We start from the raw sequence: 23048 nt of genomic DNA on the forward strand, positions 1-23048 counted from the left end.
CCCCGACAAGGCCTGCTGCGCAGCCCATCGCGAGCAAGCTCCCACAGGGATCTTTGGTGAGCACATATTCTGTGAGCAACAGAGAACCGCTGTGGGAGCGAACTTGCTCGCGATAGGGCCCATCCAGCCACCCAGGACTTCTTATTTACGCAACAGCCGCAACCCGTTGAACACCACCAACAAACTCACCCCCATGTCGGCAAACACTGCCATCCACATGGTGGCGAAGCCGGCAAAGGTCACCCCAAGGAAGATCGCCTTGATGACCAGCGCCAGGGCAATGTTCTGCTTCAGGATGTTTGAGGTCTGCCGCGACAGGCGAACGAAGGCCGGAATCTTGCGCAAATCATCGTCCATCAAGGCGACATCGGCAGTCTCGATAGCCGTGTCGGTACCGGCCGCCGCCATGGCGAAGCCGATTTCCGAGCGGGCCAGGGCCGGGGCGTCGTTGATGCCGTCGCCCACCATGCCGACGCGGTGACCCAGGGTGTACAAATCTTCGATGGCTTGCAGCTTGTCCTCCGGCAACAAATCACCGCGGGCCTGATCCATGCCCACCTGTGCAGCAATCGCTTCGGCGGTATGGGCATTGTCGCCGGTGAGCATCAGGGTCTTGATGCCCAGCTCATGCAGTTGCCGGATCGCTTCGCGGCTGGAGTCCTTCACGGTGTCGGCCACGGCAAACAGCGCCAAGGGGCCTGTACCGTCGAGCAGCAGCACCACGGACTTGCCTTGTTTTTCCAGGGCGAAGAGTTTTTCTTCCAGCTCGGGGGAGCACAGGCCCAGGTCCTCCACCAGGCGATGGTTGCCCAGGTGATAGGTCTTGCCGCCGATGTCGCCGCGGACGCCGCGCCCGGCAAGCGCCTCGAAGTTATCCACAACCTGCTGTGCCGGTTGCTTATCCACAGCTGCATGGGCAATCGCTCGGGAAACCGGGTGGTCGGAGCGGGCGGCGAGGCTGGCGGCCAGGGCTGGAGCGGTGCTTTCCACGGTGGGGTCCAGCGCCACATAGTCGGTTTGCACCGGCTTGCCGTGGGTGAGCGTGCCGGTCTTGTCCAAGGCCAGGTAGTCGAGCTTGTAGCCGCCTTCCAGGTACACGCCGCCTTTGACGAGGATGCCTCTGCGTGCCGCGGCGGCGAGGCCACTGACGATGGTCACAGGAGTGGAAATCACCAGTGCGCAAGGGCAGGCCACCACCAGCAGCACCAGCGCCCGGTAGATCCAGTCGAACCATGCCGCGCCCATGAACAGCGGTGGGATGACGGCTACGGCCAAGGCCAGGGCGAACACCGCCGGGGTGTAGATTTTCGAGAACTGATCGACGAAGCGCTGGGTCGGCGCGCGAGAGCCCTGGGCCTGTTCCACGGCGTGGATGATCCGCGCCAGGGTAGAGTGATCGGCCGCTGCGGTCACGGTGTATTCCAGTTCGCCGGCCTGGTTGATGGTACCGGCGAATACTTTGTCGCCAACGGTTTTTTCCACCGGCAGGCTTTCGCCGGTGATCGGTGCCTGGTCGACGGTGGAGCGGCCGGCGACCACGTCACCGTCCAGGCCCACGCGTTCGCCGGGGCGCACTCGCACGCGCGCGCCGAGGGCGATGGCCTTGACCGCCTGCACCTGCCAACTGCCATCGGCCTGTTGCACGGTGGCTTGCTCCGGGGCCATTTGCATCAGGCCACCGATAGCATTGCGCGCCCGATCCAGGGATTTGGCTTCGATCAGTTCGGCCACGGTGAACAGGAACATCACCATCGCCGCTTCCGGCCATTGGCCGATCAACACCGCACCGGTCACGGCGATGCTCATCAGGGCATTGATGTTCAGGTTGCGGTTCTTCAGGGCGATCCAGCCCTTCTTGTACGTACCCAGGCCACCGCTGAGGATCGACACCAATGCCACCAGCGCGACCACCCAGTTTGGCGCGGCGCTGGTGAAATGGATCACCTCGGCGCCCAGGGCCGTCACGCCGGACAGCGCGAGCGGCCACCAGGGCTTGGCCGGGGCGGGCAGGTGGTTGGTTTCTGGTTTCTGGCCCGGGGTCAGTGGGTCGGCCTGCATCCCCAGGGACTCGATGGCCTTGATGATCGGCGCGTCGCTGGGCAAATCGTGGGTCACGCCCAGCACACGGTTGATCAGGTTGAATTCCAGTTGCTGCACGCCTTCGAGCTTGCCGAGCTTGTTCTGGATCAGCGTCTGTTCGGTGGGGCAGTCCATGGCTTCGATGCGAAAACTGCTCAGCCGTGCACCGTCCGTCGGCGTCTTGCCGAGGTTGACTACCGCCGGTGCCGCTTTCGACGCGCAGCAGGAATGTCCGTGGTCATGACCGTGGGCGGGCTTGTGGATGTGGAGGGAATCGCTCATCGGGTTACGTCCGTGAAAAGTGCTTGTTGCACAGTAAAGACCCTGTAGCCACTATAGGGTCAAGCACCTATTTGGGAGGTCCACCATGAAGATCGGAGAACTGGCGAAAATCACCGACTGCCAGGTTGAAACCATCCGTTATTACGAACGCGAAGGCCTGCTGCCGGAGCCAGCCCGCAGCGATGGCAATTACCGCGTCTATACCCAGGCCCATGCCGAGCGCCTGACGTTCATCCGTAACTGCCGCACCCTGGACATGACCCTGGAAGAGATCCGCAGTCTCCTGGCCCTGCGCGACAGCCCCCAGGACCAGTGCGAAAACGTCAACGCGCTGATCGACGAACACATCCAGCACGTCAAGGCCCGCATCGATGGCCTGTTGGCCTTGCAGACACAACTGATCGACCTGCGCCATCGCTGCGGCGAAGGGCCGGACCTGGATCAATGCGGGATCTTGCAGCGCCTGGAGGTGAGCGGGGCGGTGGCGCCGGAAGTGGAGCATTCACATGTGGGCAGGAGTCATGGGCATTGAGCCCCTGTCGTCAATCTCGAACACACTGAGCCCTTTGTGGGAGCGAGCTTGCTCGCGATAGCGGAGTTTCAGTCACATCAATGATGCATGTGAAGCCGCTATTGCGAGCAAGCTCGCTCCCACAGGGGATGGTGGTGTGGTTTAGACCGCCATCGGCGCGGTCATCGGTGCGTGGTGCTGGTAGCCTTCGAGGGAGAAGTCGCTGGGCTCCACGAGCTCCAGCCACTCAGGCTGGTACACACCGGTCTTGGCGAACTCCGGCACACGCTCGGAAATCACCAGTTTCGGCATCGGGAATGGCTCGCGCTTGAGCTGTTCCTTGAGCATGTCCAAGTGGTTTTCGTAGACGTGGGCATCGCCGATGAAATAGGTGAACCAGCGCGGCGTGTAGCCGGTCAGGCGGCCGATCAGGCTCAGCAGCGCGGCGCCTTCGGTGAGGTTGAACGGCGTGCCCAGGCCCAGGTCGTTGGAGCGGATGTAGAGGGTCAGGGAAATTTCCTTGGTCTCGACATTCGGGTGGAACTGGTAGAGCAGATGGCACGGCGGCAGGGCCATTTCATCGAGCTGGGCGCAGTTCCAGCCGTGGAACAGGATACGGCGGCTGCCCGGGTCCTTGATGATGGTGTCGACGCACTGGCGAACCTGGTCGATTGCCTTGTACAGCACCACGTAGGCCTGACCGTTTTCTTCGCCTTCGGCGATCTGCCGGTAACCCTGGGCCAGAGTCTGCTCGATGGCCGCCGGGTTGCTCAAAGGGACCTGTTTGTAGGCCGGCCATTTGCGCCACTGTACGCCGTAGATCTCGCCCAGGTCGTCTTCGCCCTGGCGGAAGGGGTTGGCCAGCCACTGGACATTTTCGTTGGCGTTCTGGTCCCAGACCTTGCAGCCCAGGGCGCGGAATTCGGCGGCGTTGTTGACCCCACGGAGAAAACCGCACATCTCGCCGATGGCCGACTTGAAGGCCATTTTGCGGGTGGTAATGGCCGGAAAGCCTTTCTTCAGGTCATAGCGCAGCATGGCGCCGGGGAGGCTTATGGTGTCTACGCCCGTACGGTTGGCTTGTCGGGTACCGTGCTCGATGACGTCGGCCACCAGATCGAGATATTGCTTCATGGATTACCTGTGTCCTTGAACCCGGGGCCAGCGCCCCGGGGTTCGAATTTAAACCTTGGCCGTCGTAGCTGGCGCGCGATGATAGGCCAGCCAGATCAGGGCCAGGCCGCCGACGATCATCGGCAGGCACAGCACCTGGCCCATGGTCAGCCAGTTCCACGCCAGATAGCCGAGCTGCGCGTCCGGGACGCGGACGAACTCAACGATGAAGCGGAAGATGCCGTAGAAAAGGGCAAACATGCCCGATACCGCCATGGTCGGACGCGGCTTACGCGAAAACAGCCAGAGGATCAGGAATAGTGCCACGCCTTCCAAGGCGAACTGGTACAACTGCGACGGATGGCGCGGCAACTGTGCCGGGTCGCTGAACGGCGGGAAGATCATCGCCCACGGCACGTCGGTCGGCTTGCCCCACAATTCGGCGTTGATGAAGTTGCCGATGCGCCCGGCGCCCAGGCCGATCGGCACCATCGGCGCGACGAAGTCCATCAGCTGGAAAAACGACTTGTTGTTGCGCTTGCCGAACCACAGGGCTGCCAGCATCACGCCGATGAACCCACCGTGGAACGACATGCCGCCCTTCCAGACCTCGAAGATCAGCGTCGGGTTGGCCAGGTAGGCGCTCAGGTCGTAGAACAGCACGTAGCCCAGGCGCCCGCCGACGATCACGCCCATGGACAGCCAGAACACCAGGTCGGAGAGCTTTTCCTTGTTCCAGGTCGGGTCGAAACGGTTGAGCCGGCGCGACGCCAGCAGCCAGGCGCCGCCGATGCCGACCAGGTACATCAGGCCGTACCAGTGGATTTTCAGCGGGCCGATGGCCAGGGCCACCGGATCGATCTGCGGGTAAGGCAGCATTGATATTCCTCGTAAACGTCAAAAATACCCGGGCGACGCTGCCACCTCGGGATTAAGCCAGGATTGCGTCAGAACAGGAAACTCAAGCCGACGCAGAACAGCAAAGCGGCGAACAGCCGTTTGAGCAAGCGTGGCGACAGGCGGTGGGCCAGCCGCGCACCGAAACGGGCGAAGACCATACTGGTCAGGGCGATGCCCAGCAACGCCGGCAAATACACAAAACCGAGACTATGGGCCGGCAGCAACGGATCGTGCCAGCCCAGAATCATGAAACTCAATGCGCTGACCACGGCGATGGGCAGCCCGCAGGCCGATGACGTCGCGACCGCTTGCTGCATCGGCACGCTGCGCCAGGTCAGGAACGGCACGGTCAGCGAACCGCCGCCGATGCCGAAGATCGCCGAGGCCCAGCCGATCACCGTGCCGGCCAAGGTCAGGCCGCCCTTGCCTGGCACCGTACGGCTGGCCTTGGGCTTGAGATCCAGGGCCAATTGCGCGGCGACGACCAGGGCGAACACGCCGATGATCCTCTGCAGGTGCGGACCGGAAATCGCTTCAGCGGTGATCGCGCCAAAACCGGCACCGATCAGGATGCCAACGGTCATCCAGGCGAACACCGGCCAGCGCACCGCGCCTTTGCGCTGATGCTCGCGTACGGCATTGACCGAGGTGAAGATGATCGACGCCAGCGAGGTGCCGACGGCCAGGTGCGTCAAGACCTGCGGGTCGAAACCCTGCAACGTGAAACTGAACACCAGCACCGGGACGATGATGATCCCGCCGCCCACGCCGAACAGCCCGGCCAGCACGCCGGCGCAGGCGCCGAGCAGCAGATAGAGCAAAAATTCCACCAGCGTCTCCCCGCCCATCCCCCGAAATAAGAGCGGCATGGTAACGGATCCAGGGCCTTTGGCTCTACTGAAGGCGATGGATGTGGGAGCGATGTCTGGGTAGAGTGACTTATTCTTTCAACTGACTGGCATTGCTAACGGGACTTCCTGATGTGCCTGATCATATTTGCCTGGCGCCCCGGCCACGCCCAGCCACTGATCGTGGCGGCCAACCGCGACGAGTTCTACGCCCGGCCGACCTTGCCTCTGGCGCAGTGGCCTGATGCGCCCCATGTCCATGCCGGTCGTGACCTGGAGGCCGGCGGTACCTGGCTCGGCGTTGGTGCCGAGGGTCGCTTTGCCGCCCTGACCAACATCCGTGACCCGGGTCAGTTGCCGGCATTCAAGTCGCGCGGTGAGCTGGTGGCTCGGTTCCTGACCGGAAATCTTTCGATTGTCGAGTACTTGAGCGAAGTGGTGCCCCGCGCCAGCGAGTTTGGCGGGTTCAACCTGCTGCTTGGCGATGGTACCGAGCTATGGCATTTCAACGCCCGCGATACCCAGCCACAGCGGTTGGCCGAAGGCGTTTATGGCCTGTCCAATGCCGGGTTGAATACGCCATGGCCCAAGGTGCTCAAGGCCCGCGCGGCGCTGGCCGAGGTGCTGGACGATCCGCAGCCCCAGGCCCTATTGGCGCTGCTGAACGACCCGCAACCCGCCCCGGTGGCTGAACTGCCGGATACGGGCGTGGGGCTGGCGACTGAGATGCTGCTGTCGAGCGTGTTCATTGCCAGCCCGGCTTATGGAACGCGGGCAAGCACGGCGTTGATTGTCCATGCCGATGGGACACGGCATATGGTCGAGCGCAGTTTCGGGCCGCATGGGGGGCATTTGGGGGAGGTCGAGGTCAGGGTCTAGCTTTGTGGTGTCAGGTCTGGCCCTATCGCGAGCAGGCTCGCTCCCACAGTGGATCTGCGGTGAACACATATTGTGTGAACAACCGAGATCTCCTGCGGGAGCGAGCCTGCTCGCGATAGGTGCGCTACAGATTCAGAGCGTCTTGTTCGAAGCCGGATTGATCATCCGCGCCAACCCTAGGTTCTTCAGCGCCAGTTGCAAGGAGCTGTGGATCACCTGCGGGTTGTCGATGGTCATCACCTCGGCCAGCAACTCCTGGGCCTTGCTGAGGTTGATCTGACGCAGCATCCACTTCACTTTCGGCAGGTTGGTGGCGTTCATCGACAGGCTGTCGAAACCCATCGCCATCAGCAGCACCGCCGCTGCCGGGTCGCCGGCCATTTCGCCGCAGATGCTCACCGGCTTGCCTTCGGCATGGGCGTCGCGCACCACGTTCTGCAAGGCTTGCAGCACCGCCGGGTGCAGGTAGTCGTACAGGTCGGCTACCCGTGGGTTGTTGCGGTCCACGGCCAGCAGGTACTGGGTCAGGTCGTTGGAGCCCACCGACAGGAAGTCCACCTGGCGCGCCAGTTCCTTGGTCTGGTACACCGCTGCCGGAATCTCGATCATCACGCCCACCGGCGGCATCGGCACGTCGGTGCCTTCGTCGCGTACTTCACCCCAGGCCCTGTGGATCAGGTGCAGGGCTTCTTCCAGTTCATGGGTGCCGGAGATCATTGGCAACAGGATGCGCAGGTTGTTCAAGCCTTCGCTGGCCTTGAGCATGGCGCGGGCCTGGACCAGGAAGATTTCCGGGTGGTCGAGCGTTACGCGAATGCCGCGCCAGCCGAGGAACGGGTTGTCTTCCTTGATCGGGAAGTAGGACAGCGACTTGTCGCCACCGATGTCCAGGCTGCGCATGGTCACCGGCTGCGGGTGGAACGCGGCCAGTTGTTCGCGGTAGATCGCCAGCTGTTCCTTTTCGCTGGGGAAGCGCTGGTTGATCATGAACGGCACTTCGGTGCGGTACAGGCCCACACCCTCGGCGCCACGTTTTTGCGCCCGGGCCACGTCGGCCAGCAGGCCGGTGTTGACCCACAGCGGCATGCGGTGGCCGTCGAGGGTCACGCACGGCAGGTCCCGCAGCGCGTCCAGTCCCAGGGACAGTTGTTTTTCTTCCTCCACCACATCGGCAAACTGCTTGCGCAGTACTTCGCTGGGGTTGGTGTAGACCTCGCCGTGGTAGCCGTCGACGATCATCTGGATGCCGTCGACCTTGGAATACGGCAGGTCCACCAGGCCCATCACCGTCGGGATGCCCATGGCCCGGGCCAGGATCGCCACGTGGGAGTTGCCCGAACCCAATACCGAGACCAGCCCCGCCAGTTTGCCTTCGGGCACTTCGCCGAGCATGGCCGGGGTCAGCTCTTCGCTGACCAGGATGGTGTTGTCCGGGTAGACCAGGGTCTGCTGGCGTTCCTGCTGCAAATAGGCCAGCAACCGGCGGCCCAGGTCCTTGACGTCGGAGGCGCGTTCGCGCAGGTAGGCGTCGTCCATCAGCTCGAAACGGTTGACGTGGTCGGTCACCACCTGGCGCAACGCGCCCTGGGCCCATTGGCCGGTCTTGATGACCGTGGTCACTTCGCTGCCCAGGGAGGCGTCGTCGAGCATCATCAGGTAGACGTCGAACAGCGCGCGCTCTTCAGGGCGCAGTTGCGTCGCCAGCTTGGCCGACAGGGCGCGCATGTCGGCGCGCACACCTTCAATGGCTGTCTTGAACAAGCCCAGTTCGGCATCGATATCGGTGATGGTCTTGTCCGGCACCACGTCGAGGTCGGCGGGCGGCAACATGACCACCGCCGTACCCACGGCCGCGCCCGGTGAGCCAGGCACGCCGACGAACTTGGCTTCCTGGATGCCCTTGCCCTGGCGTCCCAGGCCGCTGATCGAGCCGGTGGCCTCGGCATGGGCAATAACCCCGGCCAGTTGCGCGCTCATGGTCACGAGGAAGGCTTCTTCGCCCTCGTCGAACTGGCGGCGCTCTTTTTGCTGGATGACCAACACGCCGACAACGCGGCGGTGGTGGATGATCGGCGCCCCGAGGAACGAGGCGTAGCGTTCTTCCCCCGTTTCGGCGAAGTAACGATAGCGGGGGTGATCCGCAGCGTTCTCAAGGTTCAGGGGTTCTTCGCGCGTGCCGACCAGGCCGACCAGACCTTCATTGGGCGCCATGCTGACCTTGCCGATCGAGCGCTTGTTCAAGCCCTCGGTGGCCATCAGCACGAAACGGTTGGTCTCGGGGTCCAGCAGGTAGACCGAGCAGACCTGGCTGCCCATGGCCTCTTTGACGCGCAATACAATAATCCCCAACGCCGCCTTGAGATCCTTGGCGGAGTTAACTTCCTGGACGATCTTGCGCAGCGTATTGAGCATGGCTCGGGGTCGAACTCCGTCGTCAGTCGCGCGTCAGCAGGCGCGGGGCAAGCTCTTTGAGAGCGCGTCGATACACTTCGCGCTTGAATGTCACCACCTGGCCCAACGGATACCAATAGCTGACCCAGCGCCAGCCATCGAACTCCGGTTTACCGGTCAAATCCATCCGCACCCGCTGCTCGTTGGAGATCAGGCGCAGGAGAAACCATTTCTGCTTCTGGCCGATGCACAGCGGTTGGCTGTGCGTGCGAACCAGGCGTTGCGGCAAACGATAGCGCAACCAGCCTCGGGTGCAGGCGAGTATTTCGACATCTTCTCGCTCAAGCCCCACTTCTTCGTTCAACTCGCGGTACAAGGCCTCTTCCGGCGTCTCCTGGGGGTTGATCCCGCCCTGGGGAAACTGCCAGGCGTCTTGATTGATACGGCGAGCCCATAGCACCTGCCCTGCATCATTCGTAAGAATGATCCCCACATTGGGGCGGAAACCATCGGGATCGATCACGGCAAGAACCTCGCAAACGCATGTCGCCGCATTGTTCCACAAAGGTTGTGAAAGCAGCAACGAACTAACCACACACGTCACCTACCTTATGTGCACTCTTGTGAAAAGTCCGTATTCTGGACACCTTTCTTCAGAATTTTCAGCGAGTAACTGCAATGCGGCTGGCTTTATTCGACTTGGACAACACGCTGTTGGGTGGCGACAGCGATCACGCCTGGGGCGATTACCTGTGTGAGCGTGGTTTCCTCGATGCCGTTACCTATAAAGCGCGTAACGATGAGTTTTACCAGGATTACCTGGCCGGCAAGCTCGACAACGCCGAGTACCTGAATTTTTGCCTGGAAATCCTCGGTCGTACGGAAATGGATGTACTGGCACAGTGGCATCTGGACTACATGCGCGATTGTATCGAACCGATTGTGTTGCCCCAGGCCATCGAATTGTTGGAAAAGCACCGTGACGCCGGCGACAAGCTGGTGATCATCACCGCCACCAACCGCTTTGTCACCGGGCCGATTGCCGAGCGCCTGGGGGTCGAGACCCTGATTGCCACCGAGTGTGAAATGATCGATGGTCGCTACAGCGGGCGCAGTACCGATGTTCCGTGCTTTCGCGAGGGCAAGGTGACCCGGCTGAACCGCTGGCTGGAAGAGACCGGGCATTCGCTCGACGGCAGCTATTTCTACAGTGATTCGATGAACGATCTGGCGTTGCTGGAAGTGGTGACGCACCCGGTGGCGGTGGATCCGGATCCGAATCTTCGGGCCGAGGCCCAGAAGCGGGGTTGGCCGGTGATTTCGTTGCGCGGCTGAAATCGTCATCGCGAGCAAGCTCGCTCCCACAAGAGATTTGCGGCGATCACACAACTCCTGTGGAAGCGAGCTTGCTCGCGATGGGGGCGGCTCGGTCTAAAACCTTAAACCGGCTTGGCGCCCATCAACCCCGCAATGGCGATAAAGCAGACAACGCTGAACAGCGCCAAGGCAAAGGTAAACTTCCCGCTACCTCCCGGCGCCTTGCGCAGTTTGTTCAGCCGCACCAGGAGCCAGAACCCTGCCAGCGCCGCCACGGTGTAGAGCACGCTGGAAGCCAACAGCCAGGTCTGTCCCAGCGGCCAGCCGACCTGATGGACCATCCACCACCCCGTGAAGGGCAGGCTTGCCAGCGCAAGGATCATCACCAACCAGATGAACAGCCGCGGGCGTTGCAGCGTACGAGCCGCCGCGGTGGCATCGCCATTGCGGCGCGTGCGCCAGACCCAGATCGCCAACCCCAGGGCGCCTGCCAACAGCAACCCCGTGGCCACGACGTGGGCGACTTTCAGCACGGTTAACGTTTCCATCGTTCGATTTCCTTATGACTTGCTCAACAGCTTAGCCCCAGTGGTGCGGGGTCACCCCAGGAACAGCTGATACGCCGGGTTATCGCTCTCATCCCAATACGGATAGCCGATTTCTTCCAGCGCGGCCGGGACCAGGTGGCGTTCATCGTGGGGCACCTGCAACCCAGCGACAACACGGCCATCCGCCGCACCATGGTTGCGGTAGTGGAACATCGAGATATTCCAGCGACCACCCAGCTTGTTGAGGAAATTGAACAGCGCCCCCGGGCGTTCCGGGAATTCGAAGCGCAGCACTACTTCGTCGATAACGTGCGCCGCGTGCCCACCCACCATGTGGCGGATATGCAGCTTGGCCAGTTCGTTGTCGGTCAGGTCCAGTACCGGGAAGCCTTGCTCGGTCAGGCTGGCGATCAGCGCGCTGCGCGGGTCGTTTTCCGGGTGCGTTTGTACGCCAACGAAGATGTGCGCTTCGCTGCCGGTGTTGTAGCGGTAGTTGAATTCGGTGATCTGGCGCTTGCCTATGGCTTCGCAGAACGCCTTGAAACTGCCCGGTTTCTCGGGGATGGTCACCGCGATGATCGCTTCGCGGCCTTCGCCCAGCTCGGCGCGTTCGGCGACGTGGCGCAAGCGGTCGAAGTTGACGTTGGCGCCGGAGTCGATGGCCACCAGCGTCTGGCCGCTGACGCCCCGCGACTCGACGTATTTCTTGATCCCGGCCACGCCCAACGCGCCGGCAGGTTCGGTGATCGAGCGGGTATCGTCGTAGATATCCTTGATGGCGGCGCAGATCTCGTCAGTGCTGACAGTGATCACTTCATCCACGTAGTGCTTGCAGATATCAAAGGTGTGCTGGCCGATCTGGGCCACGGCCACGCCGTCGGCAAACAGCCCCACGGTGGGCAGCACCACACGCTCACCGGCGGCCATGGCGGCTTGCAGGCAGTTGGAGTCGTCCGGTTCGACGCCGATGATCTTGATCTCCGGCCGCAGGTACTTCACGTAGGCCGCGATCCCGGCGATCAGCCCGCCGCCGCCCACCGGGACGAAAATCGCATCCAGGCGCCCCGGGTGCTGGCGCAGGATTTCCATCGCCACTGTGCCCTGCCCGGCAATGGTGTGGGGATCGTCATACGGGTGAATGTAGACATAGCCCTTTTCGTCCACCAGCTTCAGCGAATAGGCCAGGGCTTCGGGGAACGAGTCGCCGTGCAGCACCACTTTGCCGCCCCGTGAGCGCACGCCTTCGACCTTGATTTCCGGGGTGGTCTTGGGCATCACGATGGTGGCTTTGACGCCCAGCACTTTGGCCGCCAGGGCCAGGCCCTGGGCATGGTTGCCTGCCGATGCGGTGACCACGCCGCGTGCACGCTCTTCGTCGCTGAGTTGTGTCAACTTGTTGTAGGCCCCGCGAATCTTGAACGAGAACACCGGCTGCAAGTCTTCGCGCTTGAGCAAAATACTGTTGCCCAACCGCTCGGAAAGCTGGCGAGCGGTCTGTAGTGGGGTTTCTACGGCAACGTCGTAAACGCGCGAGGTGAGGATCTTTTTGACGTACTGTTCAAGCATCGGAAAGCATCACTGAGCGGGTTGGGCAGGGCCAAGGAGTCTAACCCGGCTTTTGGCTGGACGACCACACGAATTAAGTGGTTTGAAGGCGTCGAACGCCCTGTGGCGAGGGCGCTTGCGCCCGCTGGGTCGCGCAGCGGCCCCAGAAAAAGCGATGAGCGCTTCGCACTCAAGCGCGAGCTTGCTCCCCCACCACGGTTTCTACGCCTATAATGCCGGCCTTTCGTTCCCTCTCGGCACCCTCGGAGCCCGCATGACCCAGGATCAACTCAAACAGGCCGTGGCCCAGGCCGCTGTCGACCTCATCCTCCCGAAGCTGGATGACAAGAGCATCGTCGGGGTCGGCACCGGCTCAACGGCTAACTGCTTCATCGACGCGCTGGCTCGACACAAAGGCGCGTTCGACGGCGCGGTCGCCAGCTCCGAAGCCACTGCCGCGCGCCTCAAAGGCCACGGGATCCCGGTGTATGAGCTCAATACCGTGAGCGACCTGGAGTTCTACATCGACGGCGCCGACGAAAGCGACGCCCACTTGAACCTGATCAAGGGGGGCGGCGCGGCCCTGACACGCGAGAAGATCGTCGCCGCTGTGGCCAAGACTTTCATCTGCATCGCTGATGCCAGCAAGCTGGTGCCGGTGCTCGGTGCATTCCCGTTGCCAGTGGAAGTCATCCCGATGGCCCGCAGTCATGTAGCCCGCGAACTGGTGAAGCTGGGCGGCGACCCGGTGTACCGCGAAGGCGTGCTGACCGATAACGGCAATATCATCCTCGATGTGCACAACCTGCAGATCACCAACCCGGTGGAACTGGAAAGCCAGATCAACGCTATCGTTGGCGTGGTCACCAACGGTTTGTTCGCGGCTCGGCCAGCGGATGTGCTGTTGCTGGGGACTCCTGAAGGGGTGAAAACCCTGCGGGCTGAATAATCAGGTGACTGTGGCTGACACCTGACCCTGTGGGAGCGAGCTTGCTCGCTCCCACAGGGCTGCGCCAGGCGAGCATCAAGGCTACGGCTTCTTGAATACGTAGAACAGATTCGGCTCGCTCACCACATACAGGTTGCCGTCGTCATCCATGGCGAGGCCTTCGGCCTGGGGTACGGTTTTCTGCAAGCCTTGGCGGCCCTTGCTCAATGACAGCGTGCTCAAGGGGCGGCCGTCGATATCCAGCTCGATGATCAACCGCGACTCATCGGACAGCGCCAGCAAATGGCCGCTGCGCTCATCGTACTGCAAGCTCGAGAGGTCGCGCACGAACAGCCCGGCATCGCGCTTGGGGTTGTTGATCACGTGAACTGCGTAGGATTTTTCTGGATTTTGGTGGGGAAATCCGTGCACTTCATAAATCAGCATCGGGTCGCGTTCCTTGGCCACAAACAGCCGTTTGCCCACCGAGTCGTAAGCCAGCCCTTCGAATCCTTTGTTACCGCTCATGTGCACGCCAAGGGTCATTTGCTCGGCGTCGGCTGCGTCGAGGAATTGGGTATCGTCCTCGAGGTGAATCTTGATCAGCCGTTGTTGGCGCTCGTCAGTGATGACGTAAGTGTTTTCGCTGATGAACTCCACCGCCTCCGGATCACCGAAGCCGATCAGCGCCACGCGCCGCAGGATCTTGCCGTCCAGTGACAGCTCGATCAGCTCGGCGTTCTTGTTGGTAACGGTGAAGAGACTCTCGCGTACCGGGTCGAATGTCAGCGCCGAAACGTCGTCGTCCAGGCCTTCGATCGCCTGCGCCTCCACCGCAACCCGATATTGATCCAGGCCGATGGCCTGTTCGCTGAGGGGGTGCCAGAGGGTATTGAGATTGAACCAGGCGCGTTCGAACAGGCGCAGGTACTGCCCCACGGCGATCGAGAGGGTCAGTGCGATCGTCAGTGCCATCAGAATCAAGGGTTTGGGGCGGGTGAGTCGGCGCATCTGGGTGGGCTCGGATAAGAACAGGCGGTTGGAAATACCACGGTTGCCTGAACTGAAGCTTAATGGCTGTGTGCCACACCCTACAACGAATGAGGAATGGTCCTACAGAGTCAGCCCTATCAGCGTTGTTTCTCGAAACGATAGAAGAGGTTCGGCTCACTGACCATATAGAGGTTGCCTGCCTCATCGACAGTCACGCCTTCGGCACGGGGGATCGTGTCTTTCAGACCATTGAAACCACCCAGTAGCGTCATGAAGCTGACCTGCTCACCTTTTTCGTCCAGCTCCAGCAGCAGATGGGAGTCGGCCGAAAGCACTAGCAGGTGTCCGGTACGCGGGTCGATTGCCAGGGCGGAGAGGTTACGCAGGTCCAATTCATTGCTGGTGTGGATCTGCTTGTCGCCCTGGAGCAAGCGGCTGCCGTCGCTTTTCCAGGTGAACAGCGCTGGCGGGCGTTCTTCCCCGAGCACCAATTGCTGGTTACGCGGATCCCAGACGACCGCCTCGAACCCCTTGTTCTGGTTCTTTGACGGGCCGAGGTCATAGTGAGGGAAGTCTGTATTGTTCAGTTCGCGGGTGTCGGCATCGACGTGGACGATGGTCAGCGCGTGATTGCGCTCATCGGTAATGGCCAGCAGGCCGTTTTCCATATAGGCCACGCCTTCGGGATTGCTCCAACCCACCAATGGGATTTTGCGCAGTACGTCACCTTGCAGGCTCAGCTCCACCAGGAACGGGTTTTTGCCCATGACCGCGAACAGGGTCTTGGTCTGCGGATTGTAGGTCACATCGGACGCCTCATCCTTCTCCATGCCTGGCAGTGGCTTGGCGTCGATCACCGCGCGGTAGTCCGGTAGCCAAGTGCTTTCCTGGCGTTGGGCGGGGCTTTGAAAATGTTCCGACAGCCAAAGCAGGGCCCGATCATCCCAATGCATCGCAAACGCCAAGCTGTAGGCGGCACCCAGCACCAGCAGCAACCAGGCGTACCAGGGTAGGGCGAAGCGAGAGCGGATGGGTTTGACGGGGGGCAGTGCTTGGGTCTTGGCCATCGGGGAATGCGTTCCAGATAATTCGGTTACGGGAATGGCTGGCTCAGATGCCGCATTCCTCGGAATTATCCGGATGGCATGTGAAAAAAACGGTAAATGGTGGGAGACCAACCGTACCCTGTGGGATCGAGCTTGCTCGCGATGAGGTCATCGCAGCCAATATTGATGTTGGCTGGCGCACCGCAATCACGAGCAAGCTCGCTTCCGCAGGACGTACACAGGGCAGCGGTTAGCGAACGCTGCTTTCGAAGCGGCTCGCCCCTGGCAGTTCCAATACCAGTTCATCGCCCACATTCAGCGGCCCGACGCCCGCCGGGGTACCGGTGAGGATCACGTCGCCGGCCTGCAGCGAGAAGCAGCCGGCCATGTATTGGATCATCGGCACGATAGGGTTGAGCATCAGGCTGCTGTTGCCGTCCTGGCGCACTTCACCGTTGATGGTCAGGCGAACGGGGATATCGGTCAGGTCGGCAAAGGTGCCGCTCGACACGAACGGTGCGAGCACTGCCGCGCCGTCGAAGGACTTGGCCACTTCCCAGGGCAGGCCCTTGGCCTTGAGTTCGGCCTGCTTGTCCCGCAGGGTCAGGTCCAGGGCCGGAGCGAAGCCGGAGATGGCGTCCAGCACTTCTTCGACACTCGGGCGGGTCGACAATGGCTTGCCGATCAGCACGGCGATTTCCGCCTCGTAGTGCACCGAGCCGCGCTCGGTCGGAATGCTGAAGCCGCCTTCCAGTGGCACCACGCAACTGCCGGGCTTGATGAACAGCAACGGTTCGGTGGGCACCGGATTATCCAGTTCCTTGGCATGTTCGGCGTAGTTACGGCCAATGCACACCACTTTCCCTACCGGGAAATGAATACGGGTACCGTCGACATACTGGTGCTGATAGCTCATTACCGACTCCTGCTTCTGGGATTCATCAGGTGTTTTTTAAACCGCGAAAATCTTGCCCGGGTTCATGATGCCGTTCGGGTCGAATACGGCCTTCACGGCTTTCATGTATTCGATTTCCACTGGCGAACGACTGTAGGTCAGGTAGTCACGCTTGGTCATGCCCACGCCGTGCTCGGCGGAAATCGAGCCGTTGTACTTCTCGACGGTTTCGAAGACCCATTTGTTCACGGTCGCGCACTTGGCGAAGAACTCATCCTTGCTCAGGTTTTCCGGCTTGAGGATGTTCAAGTGCAGGTTGCCGTCGCCGATGTGGCCGAACCAGACGATTTCGAAATCCGGATAGTGTTCGCCGACGATCGCATCGATTTCCTGCAAAAACGCTGGGACTTTCGAGACGGTAACCGAGATGTCGTTCTTGTACGGCGTCCAGTGGGAAATGGTTTCGGAGATGTATTCGCGCAGCTTCCACAGGTTCTGCAACTGGGTTTCGCTCTGGCTCATCACACCGTCCAGCACCCAGCCTTGCTCCACACAATGTTCGAAGGTTTCCAGGGCGTGGTTGGCGACTTCCTCGGTGGTGGCTTCGAATTCCAGCAGGGCGTAGAACGGGCACTCGGTTTCGAACGGTGCTGGCACGTCGCCACGGCCCAGCACCTTGGCCAGGGCCTTGTCGGAGAAGAATTCGAAGGCGGTCAGGTCGAGCTTGCCCTGGAAGGCGTGCAGCACGGGCATGATCGAGTCGAAGTCCGAGGTGCCGAGCACCATCGCCGTGAGGTTTTTCGGGGTGCGGTCCAGGCGCATGGTGGCCTCGACCACGAAGCCGAGGGTGCCCTCGGCGCCGATGAACAGCTGCCGCAAGTCGTAACCGGTGGCGTTCTTGATCAGGTCCTTGTTCAACTCCAGCAAGTCACCCTTGCCGGTGACGACTTTCATGCCGGCAACCCAGTTACGGGTCATGCCGTAACGAATGACCTTGATCCCGCCGGCATTGGTGCCGATATTGCCGCCAATCTGGCTGGAACCGGCCGAGGCGAAGTCTACCGGATAGTACAGGCCGTGTTCTTCCGCCTTGTTCTGCAATTGTTCGGTGACTACGCCCGGCTGGCAGACGGCGGTGCGGTCTGTGAGGTTCACGTCGAGAATCTGGTTCATGTAGTCGAATGACACGACCACCTCGCCGTTGGCCGCCACAGCTGCGGCGGAAAGCCCGGTGCGTCCGCCCGATGGCACCAGCGCAACCTTGTGCGCATTGGCCCAGCGCACGATGGCCTGGACCTGCTCGGTGGTCTTGGGGAAGACAATGGCGCTTGGCGCCGGGGCGAAGTGCTTGGTCCAATCCTTGCCGTAAGCGTTCAGGGAGTCGGCATCGGTCAGGACCTTGCCAGGCTCAACCAGGGTCTTCAGCTCATCTATCAGGGCAGGATTGGTCATCGACAGAACTCTCGAACAATTCATGGTCATCCTGAGAACGCTTCACGTCGCAGGAATGAGTGTTTAGCGGGGTGCATATGCTAGCATACCGACCCCGCAGCGTAGTGCCCAACGGCTGTTCTGCGGCGACGGCTGTCACGCCGGTCGGGTCAGCATGCGCTGTCCGATTCCCTGCCATTTTTCTCCGGGACACAGGTTTACGCAGATGAGCAAGACTTCTCTCGATAAGAGCAAGATCAAGTTCCTTCTTCTCGAAGGCGTCCACCAATCGGCTGTCGACGTCCTCAAGTCGGCGGGCTACACCAGCATCGAGTACATCACCAGTTCTCTGCCGGAAGCCCAGCTCAAGGAAAAGATCGCTGATGCTCACTTCATCGGCATTCGCTCCCGTACGCAATTGACCGAAGAGATCTTCGACCACGCCAAGAAACTGGTCGCGGTCGGCTGCTTCTGCATCGGCACCAACCAGGTTGACCTCAACGCGGCGCGCGAGCGCGGTATCGCGGTGTTCAACGCGCCGTACTCCAACACCCGTTCCGTTGCCGAGCTGGTATTGGCCGAAGCGATCCTGCTGCTGCGCGGCATCCCTGAGAAAAACGCGTCCTGCCACCGTGGCGGCTGGATCAAGAGCGCGGCCAACTCCTTCGAAATCCGCGGCAAGAAACTGGGGATCGTCGGCTACGGCTCGATCGGCACCCAGCTGTCGGTACTGGCTGAAGGCCTGGGCATGCAGGTGTTTTTCTACGACACCGTGACCAAGCTGCCGCTGGGCAACGCCACCCAGGTCAACAACTTGCACGAGTTGTTGGGCATGTCCGACATCGTGACCCTGCACGTGCCGGAAACCGCTGCCACCCAGTGGATGATCGGCGAGAAGGAAATCCGTGCCATCAAGAAGGGCGGGATCCTGATCAACGCCGCTCGTGGCACCGTGGTCGAGCTCGACGCCCTGGCCGAAGCGATCAAGGACAAGCACCTGATCGGCGCGGCCATCGACGTGTTCCCGGTGGAGCCACGCTCCAACGACGATATCTTCGAAAGCCCGCTGCGTGGCCTGGACAACGTGATCCTGACCCCGCACATCGGCGGCTCCACCGCTGAAGCCCAGGCCAACATCGGCCTGGAAGTAGCGGAAAAACTGGTCAAGTACAGCGACAACGGTACTTCGGTATCGTCGGTGAACTTCCCGGAAGTGGCCTTGCCGGCTCACCCTGGCAAGCACCGCCTGTTGCACATCCACGAGAACATCCCGGGTGTGATGAGCGAGATCAACAAGGTCTTCGCCGAAAACGGCATCAACATTTCCGGTCAGTTCCTGCAGACCAACGAGAAAGTCGGCTACGTCGTGATCGACGTCGACGCCGAATACTCGGACCTGGCGCAAGAGAAGCTGCAGCACATCAACGGCACGATTCGTTGCCGCGTGTTGTTCTAAGCAGGCCTGGCTTGCAATAAAAAACGGGAGCCTCGCAGGGGGCTCCCGTTTTTTTCTGTCGAACACATAACCGGTGGGAGCGAGCTTGTTCGCGATTGCGGTGTGTCAGAAGCAGATCTATCAACTGAACCACCGCTATCGCGGGCAAGCTCGCTCCCACAAAAGGCCTGCAGTGTGTCGGTCGGCGCTGTTACTTCACGTTCACCGTGATCTTCTTGGAAACGATCGGTGGGTCGAACGGCATATGGCCGCTGTCACCCAGTTCCAGCTGCAAGGTATGCTTGCCCGGGGCCAGTTTGATGTCGGCCTGGGTTTGTGCCTTGCCAAAGTGCATGTGGTTGGCGTCGTTTGGAATCGGCGCACCTTCGGCAGGCAATTTGTCCACATCGATCAGCAAATGGTGATGGCCTGTATTTTTAGTCACGTCGCCCGCCGGTGCCAGGGCGATTTCCTTGACGCCGAACTTGACGGTGAATGCCTGGCCGACGGTGGCGCCGTCTTCCGGGGATACGATGAACACTTCTGCGCCTTTCGGCGCTGGAGTTGCGGCGGTTGCCAGCACGGAAGCACCCAGTAACAGGCCGGCCAACGCCGCACGAGACATAAAGCTTTTCATTTTTTTCTCCAGTTTTTCCATGAAATCCGCCTGGCCATGACAACTTCATGACCAATCGTTGTCGAAGCCTGCAACAACCATAGCAAAGCGCGCCTGAAACGAGCGTCGCTTGTATAAATTACAAAGGAGTGACCATGCGTTTCCTGCCTGGCCTGATCTGCCTGCTTCCCCTTTTGAGCCCTCTGGCCCATGCCGAACTGATCGACGATATCAATGACCGTGGCGAACTGCGCATTGCCCTCGAGGCCAATACCGCTCCTTTCAACTTCAAGGAAGACGGCAAGCTCACTGGCTTCGAAGTGGAGCTGGGCCAGATGTTGGCGGGTGAGCTCGACGTACAGCCCGATTTCGTAGTCACTGATGCCGGGGACTTGCTCAGTGGTGTGGAAAGCGGCAAGTACGACGTCGCCATCAACCACATAGCAATGACCCCGGAACTGGCGGAACGTTTCGACACCAGCGCCGTTTACAGCCATCCGGATGCACAACTGTTGGCGAGCAAGGAGGAGTCGCCACGTCCGCTGGTCATGGCGCAGTCGTTCCAGCCGCAGGAAAAGAGCGAGCCGGCACCGGACCTGGTGATTCCGTTCCAGAAGGGCAACCCGGCGTTCAAGGCCAGCCTGGACAATGCCCTGGCACGGATCAAGGAGGATGGGCGGTTGGAGCAGTTGTCGCAGAAGTGGTTGGGCAAGCAGCCTGCGGAAAACAATTGATACCCGGATTCAACGCGATACTTTGAGGCGAGGGGATAAATCCCCTCGCCTCAGGGGGGTTGGATCTCAAGCTTTACGCCAGACACTCGCCAGCCAAGGCTGCTGCTCGCGTGGCAGCCCCGCCGGCCGGTAGTAATGCTCCAGCTCCACAAAACCTGCTTCGCTGAGCAGCGTGCGCCACGCGGCCAGGTCGTGATAGGCGCCGAAGCGCTGGCCGTTCCAGCCCTCCTGGTTCTCGCCCCGAGGGTTGGAGCTGAACAGCACGCCACCGGGCTTGAGCGTGGCGTGCAGTTGTTTGAGCACCCGCGGCAGTTCCTGCAGCGGAATGTGAAACAGCACGGCGTTGGCGAAGATCCCGTCGAAGCGTTCGGCCGGCAGGTCGAGTTTCAAGAAGTCCTGCTGCCACACTTCACAGCCGCTGTCCTGGCGCGCCATCCGGGCAAATTCCGCTGAGCCGTCGAGGCCGACCGCGACATGACCCATGCCGGTGAACGTGCGCAAATCGCGCCCCGGGCCACAGCCGAAATCCAGGATATGCAGCGGTGCCTGGCCCTGGATATGGCGCAGCAACGCGTCGATATTCTGGCTGACATCGTGGTCACGGGTGCCTTCGCGAAAGCTATCGGCGACCGCGTTGTAATGGCCCAGGGTGGTAGCCGTGATGGCTTGCAGGTCTTCGGCGGTATGTTTCATGAGTCATGACTGGGTTGGGAGCGTCAGCCGACTATACCGCAAGGACACTGGCGGCTTCGCAGCCAATCGCGAGCAAGCTCGCTCCCACATGAAAAGCCCCGCGTCAGCGTTTGTTCAGGCCCCGCGCCAAGCGGTCTCCGCCCAGCTGAATCACCGCCACCAAGGCCACCAGCAACACGATCACCGTGAGCATGATCTGGCTGTCGAAGCGTTGGTAGCCGTAGCGATAAGCGATGTCGCCCAGGCCGCCGGCGCCAATCGCTCCGGCCATGGCCGAGGAGTTGATCATGGTCACCAGGGTGATGGTAAAGCCGCCGACGATCCCGGGCAGGGCTTCGGGCAGCAGTACATGCCAGACGATGTGCCAACGGCGGCAACCCATGGCTTGGGCGGCTTCGATCAGGCCATGGTCGACCTCCCGCAGGCTGACTTCGGCGATGCGGGCGAAGAACGGCGTGGCGGCGATAGTCAACGGAACCACCGCAGCCCAGACGCCGTAAGTAGTGCCGACGATCAACCGGGTGAACGGAATCAACGCCACCATCAGAATCAGGAACGGTATCGAGCGAAACAGATTCACGAACGCGCCCAAGGCGCGATTCAAGGCTGGCGCTTCATAGATCCCGCCCTTGCCGCTGGTGACCAGGATCACCGCCAGCGGAATGCCCGCCAGCAGCGCGATCAGCGACGACACGCCAACCATCAGGAACGTGTCGATGAAACCCTGCAATAACCGATCAAACCACATAACCCAGCACCTCCACCCGTTGCGCCCAGTTGCCGGCACGTTGACGCAATTCCTCGGCGCCCCATGACGAGCCGCTCACCGCGAGCAGCAATTGCCCCAGCCCGTGGCCCTGAATCCGTTCGATGCCGCCGTGCAACAGCCGTACCCGTCCGCCAAGGGCGCTGAACAACGCCGCGAGGTCTGGCTCGTCACGGCCAACCCCGGTGAATTGCACGCGCAGCACGGTCGCTGCATCCGCCGATGCCGGCTGCGCTTGCAGGCGGCTTTGCAGCTCGTCTGGCACGGCGTGTTGCAATGGCGCCAACAGCGTCCGGCTGACCTCATGTTGCGGGTTGCCGAACACTTCCCAAACCGGGCCCTGCTCGACGATTCGCCCTTGTTCGAGCACCACCACCCGGTCGCAGACTTCGCGAATCACCGCCATTTCATGGGTGATCAGCACGATGGTCAGGCCCAGTCGCTGATTGATCTGGCGCAGCAGACCGAGGATCGATTGGGTGGTCTCCGGATCCAGGGCTGATGTGGCCTCGTCGCACAGCAGAATCTGCGGGTCATGCACCAGCGCCCGGGCAATCCCGACCCGTTGCTTCTGCCCGCCGGAGAGCTGCGCCGGGTAGGCCTTGTGCTTGCCTTGCAAACCGACCAGTTCCAGCAGCTCGCGGACTTTGCGCTGGCGCTGTTCCTTGGGGACGCCGGCGACCTTCAGCGGCAGCTCGACGTTCTGCCACACGGTCTTGGCTGACATCAGGTTGAAGTGCTGGAAGATCATGCCGATGCGCCGGCGCAGTTCCACCAGGCGGTCCTCATCGAACTCGCCGATGTCCACCTGATCGATCAGCACCCGCCCGCTGCTGGGTTGTTCCAGACGGTTGATGGTGCGAATCAGTGACGACTTGCCGGCGCCGCTGCGGCCGATGATGCCGAACACCTCGCCGCGTTGGATCGCCAGGTCGATGCCGTGCAATGCAGCCACCGGACCTTGGCTGCCGTTGTAGGTCTTGCCCAGACCGATGAAACGCACATGGGCACGGTTCAGCTCCGGGTGCAGTTCAGTCTGTTCCGCGCTCTGGAGCGTGGGGGCTTCGTGTCGGAGTCGAGCGTTGACGGCGTTCATGG

The 23048-nt window shown here is 61.4% G+C and carries 22 protein-coding genes; 6 read left to right on the forward strand and 16 right to left on the reverse strand.

The genetic code is table 11. The annotated features are described in order from the left end of the window. Positions 1-141 precede the first annotated feature (141 nt). Positions 142-2361 (reverse strand): heavy metal translocating P-type ATPase, encoded by a 2220-nt coding sequence (locus tag J9870_RS01055; protein WP_210642320.1) that lies wholly within the window; start codon positions 2359-2361, stop codon positions 142-144. An 85-nt stretch (positions 2362-2446) separates the two neighbouring features. Between J9870_RS01055 and cadR the strand changes: the two genes are divergently transcribed. Continuing rightward, the gene (cadR, locus tag J9870_RS01060) at positions 2447-2893 is read left to right on the forward strand and encodes a Cd(II)/Pb(II)-responsive transcriptional regulator (protein WP_134922380.1); all 447 of its coding nucleotides are present in this window, start codon (positions 2447-2449) and stop codon (positions 2891-2893) included. A 141-nt stretch (positions 2894-3034) separates the two neighbouring features. On the opposite strand, the gene J9870_RS01065 is transcribed toward cadR, so the two are convergent. From J9870_RS01065 to J9870_RS01075, 3 genes are all read right to left on the reverse strand, one after another. Next, positions 3035-4006: a thymidylate synthase gene (locus J9870_RS01065; RefSeq protein ID WP_210642321.1), complete on the reverse strand. Its 972-nt coding sequence runs from the start codon at positions 4004-4006 to the stop codon at positions 3035-3037. Between the two features lie 48 nt (positions 4007-4054). Then, positions 4055-4864, reverse strand: a complete 810-nt coding sequence (gene lgt / locus J9870_RS01070) for a prolipoprotein diacylglyceryl transferase (RefSeq protein WP_210642322.1) — start codon at positions 4862-4864, stop codon at positions 4055-4057. Positions 4865-4932: 68 nt separating this feature from the next. After that, positions 4933-5715, reverse strand: a complete 783-nt coding sequence (locus J9870_RS01075; protein WP_109752344.1) for a sulfite exporter TauE/SafE family protein — start codon at positions 5713-5715, stop codon at positions 4933-4935. Positions 5716-5865: 150 nt separating this feature from the next. Here J9870_RS01075 and J9870_RS01080 point away from each other — a divergent pair, with 150 nt between their 5' ends. Beyond that, entirely contained in the window at positions 5866-6612 is a 747-nt protein-coding gene (locus tag J9870_RS01080) for an NRDE family protein (RefSeq protein ID WP_210642323.1), read from the forward strand. 132 nt (positions 6613-6744) lie between these two features. On the opposite strand, the gene ptsP is transcribed toward J9870_RS01080, so the two are convergent. Both ptsP and J9870_RS01090 read right to left on the reverse strand, forming a co-directional pair. Then, on the reverse strand, positions 6745-9024 hold the full coding sequence (gene ptsP, locus J9870_RS01085; RefSeq protein ID WP_058546640.1) for a phosphoenolpyruvate--protein phosphotransferase: 2280 nt from the start codon (positions 9022-9024) through the stop codon (positions 6745-6747). Between the two features lie 22 nt (positions 9025-9046). Continuing rightward, positions 9047-9526, reverse strand: a complete 480-nt coding sequence (locus J9870_RS01090) for an RNA pyrophosphohydrolase (RefSeq protein WP_003186867.1) — start codon at positions 9524-9526, stop codon at positions 9047-9049. 155 nt (positions 9527-9681) lie between these two features. Between J9870_RS01090 and J9870_RS01095 the strand changes: the two genes are divergently transcribed. Continuing rightward, the gene (locus J9870_RS01095; RefSeq protein WP_210642324.1) at positions 9682-10338 is read left to right on the forward strand and encodes an HAD family hydrolase; all 657 of its coding nucleotides are present in this window, start codon (positions 9682-9684) and stop codon (positions 10336-10338) included. A gap of 104 nt (positions 10339-10442) precedes the next feature. On the opposite strand, the gene J9870_RS01100 is transcribed toward J9870_RS01095, so the two are convergent. Together J9870_RS01100 and ilvA are read right to left on the reverse strand one after the other, a co-directional pair. Next, entirely contained in the window at positions 10443-10868 is a 426-nt protein-coding gene (locus tag J9870_RS01100; protein WP_210642325.1) for a DUF2269 family protein, read from the reverse strand. 51 nt (positions 10869-10919) lie between these two features. Next, the gene (ilvA, locus tag J9870_RS01105) at positions 10920-12434 is read right to left on the reverse strand and encodes a threonine ammonia-lyase, biosynthetic (RefSeq protein ID WP_210642326.1); all 1515 of its coding nucleotides are present in this window, start codon (positions 12432-12434) and stop codon (positions 10920-10922) included. A 253-nt stretch (positions 12435-12687) separates the two neighbouring features. On the opposite strand from ilvA, the gene rpiA reads away from it, so the two are divergent. Next, positions 12688-13362 carry a ribose-5-phosphate isomerase RpiA gene (rpiA, locus tag J9870_RS01110; RefSeq protein ID WP_210642327.1) on the forward strand — a complete coding sequence of 225 codons (675 nt, stop codon included), beginning with the start codon at positions 12688-12690 and terminating at the stop codon, positions 13360-13362. 81 nt (positions 13363-13443) lie between these two features. Here rpiA and J9870_RS01115 read toward each other — a convergent pair whose 3' ends face one another. From J9870_RS01115 to J9870_RS01130, 4 genes are all read right to left on the reverse strand, one after another. After that, positions 13444-14352, reverse strand: coding sequence for an SdiA-regulated domain-containing protein (locus tag J9870_RS01115; RefSeq protein ID WP_210642328.1), 909 nt, complete (start codon positions 14350-14352; stop codon positions 13444-13446). A 119-nt stretch (positions 14353-14471) separates the two neighbouring features. Next, positions 14472-15401: an SdiA-regulated domain-containing protein gene (locus tag J9870_RS01120; protein ID WP_210642329.1), complete on the reverse strand. Its 930-nt coding sequence runs from the start codon at positions 15399-15401 to the stop codon at positions 14472-14474. 229 nt (positions 15402-15630) lie between these two features. Further along, positions 15631-16296: a fumarylacetoacetate hydrolase family protein gene (locus J9870_RS01125; RefSeq protein ID WP_210642330.1), complete on the reverse strand. Its 666-nt coding sequence runs from the start codon at positions 16294-16296 to the stop codon at positions 15631-15633. A gap of 36 nt (positions 16297-16332) precedes the next feature. After that, complete coding sequence (locus J9870_RS01130; RefSeq protein ID WP_210642331.1) at positions 16333-17727, reverse strand: FAD-binding oxidoreductase; 1395 nt, start codon at positions 17725-17727, stop codon at positions 16333-16335. A gap of 205 nt (positions 17728-17932) precedes the next feature. Here J9870_RS01130 and serA point away from each other — a divergent pair, with 205 nt between their 5' ends. Then, a complete protein-coding gene (serA, locus tag J9870_RS01135; protein ID WP_210642332.1) occupies positions 17933-19162 on the forward strand; it encodes a phosphoglycerate dehydrogenase in 1230 nt (409 codons plus the stop codon). Between the two features lie 190 nt (positions 19163-19352). Here the strand turns inward: serA and J9870_RS01140 are convergent, their stop codons facing one another. Beyond that, complete coding sequence (locus tag J9870_RS01140) at positions 19353-19778, reverse strand: DUF4399 domain-containing protein (RefSeq protein ID WP_210642333.1); 426 nt, start codon at positions 19776-19778, stop codon at positions 19353-19355. Positions 19779-19912: 134 nt separating this feature from the next. Here J9870_RS01140 and J9870_RS01145 point away from each other — a divergent pair, with 134 nt between their 5' ends. Further along, positions 19913-20491 carry a transporter substrate-binding domain-containing protein gene (locus tag J9870_RS01145; RefSeq protein WP_210642334.1) on the forward strand — a complete coding sequence of 193 codons (579 nt, stop codon included), beginning with the start codon at positions 19913-19915 and terminating at the stop codon, positions 20489-20491. Positions 20492-20557: 66 nt separating this feature from the next. On the opposite strand, the gene J9870_RS01150 is transcribed toward J9870_RS01145, so the two are convergent. From J9870_RS01150 to J9870_RS01160, 3 genes are all read right to left on the reverse strand, one after another. Then, on the reverse strand, positions 20558-21184 hold the full coding sequence (locus tag J9870_RS01150; RefSeq protein WP_210642335.1) for a class I SAM-dependent methyltransferase: 627 nt from the start codon (positions 21182-21184) through the stop codon (positions 20558-20560). A gap of 103 nt (positions 21185-21287) precedes the next feature. Continuing rightward, entirely contained in the window at positions 21288-21932 is a 645-nt protein-coding gene (locus J9870_RS01155) for a methionine ABC transporter permease (RefSeq protein ID WP_025211262.1), read from the reverse strand. Next, positions 21922-23046, reverse strand: coding sequence for an ATP-binding cassette domain-containing protein (locus tag J9870_RS01160; RefSeq protein ID WP_210642336.1), 1125 nt, complete (start codon positions 23044-23046; stop codon positions 21922-21924). The genes J9870_RS01155 and J9870_RS01160 overlap by 11 nt, the downstream gene beginning before the upstream one ends. Positions 23047-23048: the final 2 nt, after the last annotated feature.

Origin of the sequence: Pseudomonas sp. Tri1 (assembly GCF_017968885.1) — a bacterium.
Taxonomy (GTDB): Bacteria; Pseudomonadota; Gammaproteobacteria; order Pseudomonadales; family Pseudomonadaceae; genus Aquipseudomonas.

Excerpts from the sequence above, each read along its gene's own strand:
- J9870_RS01055 (WP_210642320.1), bottom strand. The coding sequence starts at position 2,361 with ATGAGCGATTCCCTCCACATCCACAAGCCCGCCCACGGTCATGACCAC.
- cadR (WP_134922380.1), top strand. The coding sequence starts at position 2,447 with ATGAAGATCGGAGAACTGGCGAAAATCACCGACTGCCAGGTTGAAACC.
- J9870_RS01065 (WP_210642321.1), bottom strand. The coding sequence starts at position 4,006 with ATGAAGCAATATCTCGATCTGGTGGCCGACGTCATCGAGCACGGTACC.
- lgt (WP_210642322.1), bottom strand. The coding sequence starts at position 4,864 with ATGCTGCCTTACCCGCAGATCGATCCGGTGGCCCTGGCCATCGGCCCG.
- J9870_RS01080 (WP_210642323.1), top strand. The coding sequence starts at position 5,866 with ATGTGCCTGATCATATTTGCCTGGCGCCCCGGCCACGCCCAGCCACTG.
- ptsP (WP_058546640.1), bottom strand. The coding sequence starts at position 9,024 with ATGCTCAATACGCTGCGCAAGATCGTCCAGGAAGTTAACTCCGCCAAG.
- J9870_RS01095 (WP_210642324.1), top strand. The coding sequence starts at position 9,682 with ATGCGGCTGGCTTTATTCGACTTGGACAACACGCTGTTGGGTGGCGAC.
- J9870_RS01100 (WP_210642325.1), bottom strand. The coding sequence starts at position 10,868 with ATGGAAACGTTAACCGTGCTGAAAGTCGCCCACGTCGTGGCCACGGGG.
- ilvA (WP_210642326.1), bottom strand. The coding sequence starts at position 12,434 with ATGCTTGAACAGTACGTCAAAAAGATCCTCACCTCGCGCGTTTACGAC.
- rpiA (WP_210642327.1), top strand. The coding sequence starts at position 12,688 with ATGACCCAGGATCAACTCAAACAGGCCGTGGCCCAGGCCGCTGTCGAC.
- J9870_RS01115 (WP_210642328.1), bottom strand. The coding sequence starts at position 14,352 with ATGCGCCGACTCACCCGCCCCAAACCCTTGATTCTGATGGCACTGACG.
- J9870_RS01120 (WP_210642329.1), bottom strand. The coding sequence starts at position 15,401 with ATGGCCAAGACCCAAGCACTGCCCCCCGTCAAACCCATCCGCTCTCGC.
- J9870_RS01125 (WP_210642330.1), bottom strand. The coding sequence starts at position 16,296 with ATGAGCTATCAGCACCAGTATGTCGACGGTACCCGTATTCATTTCCCG.
- J9870_RS01130 (WP_210642331.1), bottom strand. The coding sequence starts at position 17,727 with ATGACCAATCCTGCCCTGATAGATGAGCTGAAGACCCTGGTTGAGCCT.
- serA (WP_210642332.1), top strand. The coding sequence starts at position 17,933 with ATGAGCAAGACTTCTCTCGATAAGAGCAAGATCAAGTTCCTTCTTCTC.
- J9870_RS01140 (WP_210642333.1), bottom strand. The coding sequence starts at position 19,778 with ATGAAAAGCTTTATGTCTCGTGCGGCGTTGGCCGGCCTGTTACTGGGT.
- J9870_RS01145 (WP_210642334.1), top strand. The coding sequence starts at position 19,913 with ATGCGTTTCCTGCCTGGCCTGATCTGCCTGCTTCCCCTTTTGAGCCCT.
- J9870_RS01150 (WP_210642335.1), bottom strand. The coding sequence starts at position 21,184 with ATGAAACATACCGCCGAAGACCTGCAAGCCATCACGGCTACCACCCTG.
- J9870_RS01155 (WP_025211262.1), bottom strand. The coding sequence starts at position 21,932 with ATGTGGTTTGATCGGTTATTGCAGGGTTTCATCGACACGTTCCTGATG.
- J9870_RS01160 (WP_210642336.1), bottom strand. The coding sequence starts at position 23,046 with ATGAACGCCGTCAACGCTCGACTCCGACACGAAGCCCCCACGCTCCAG.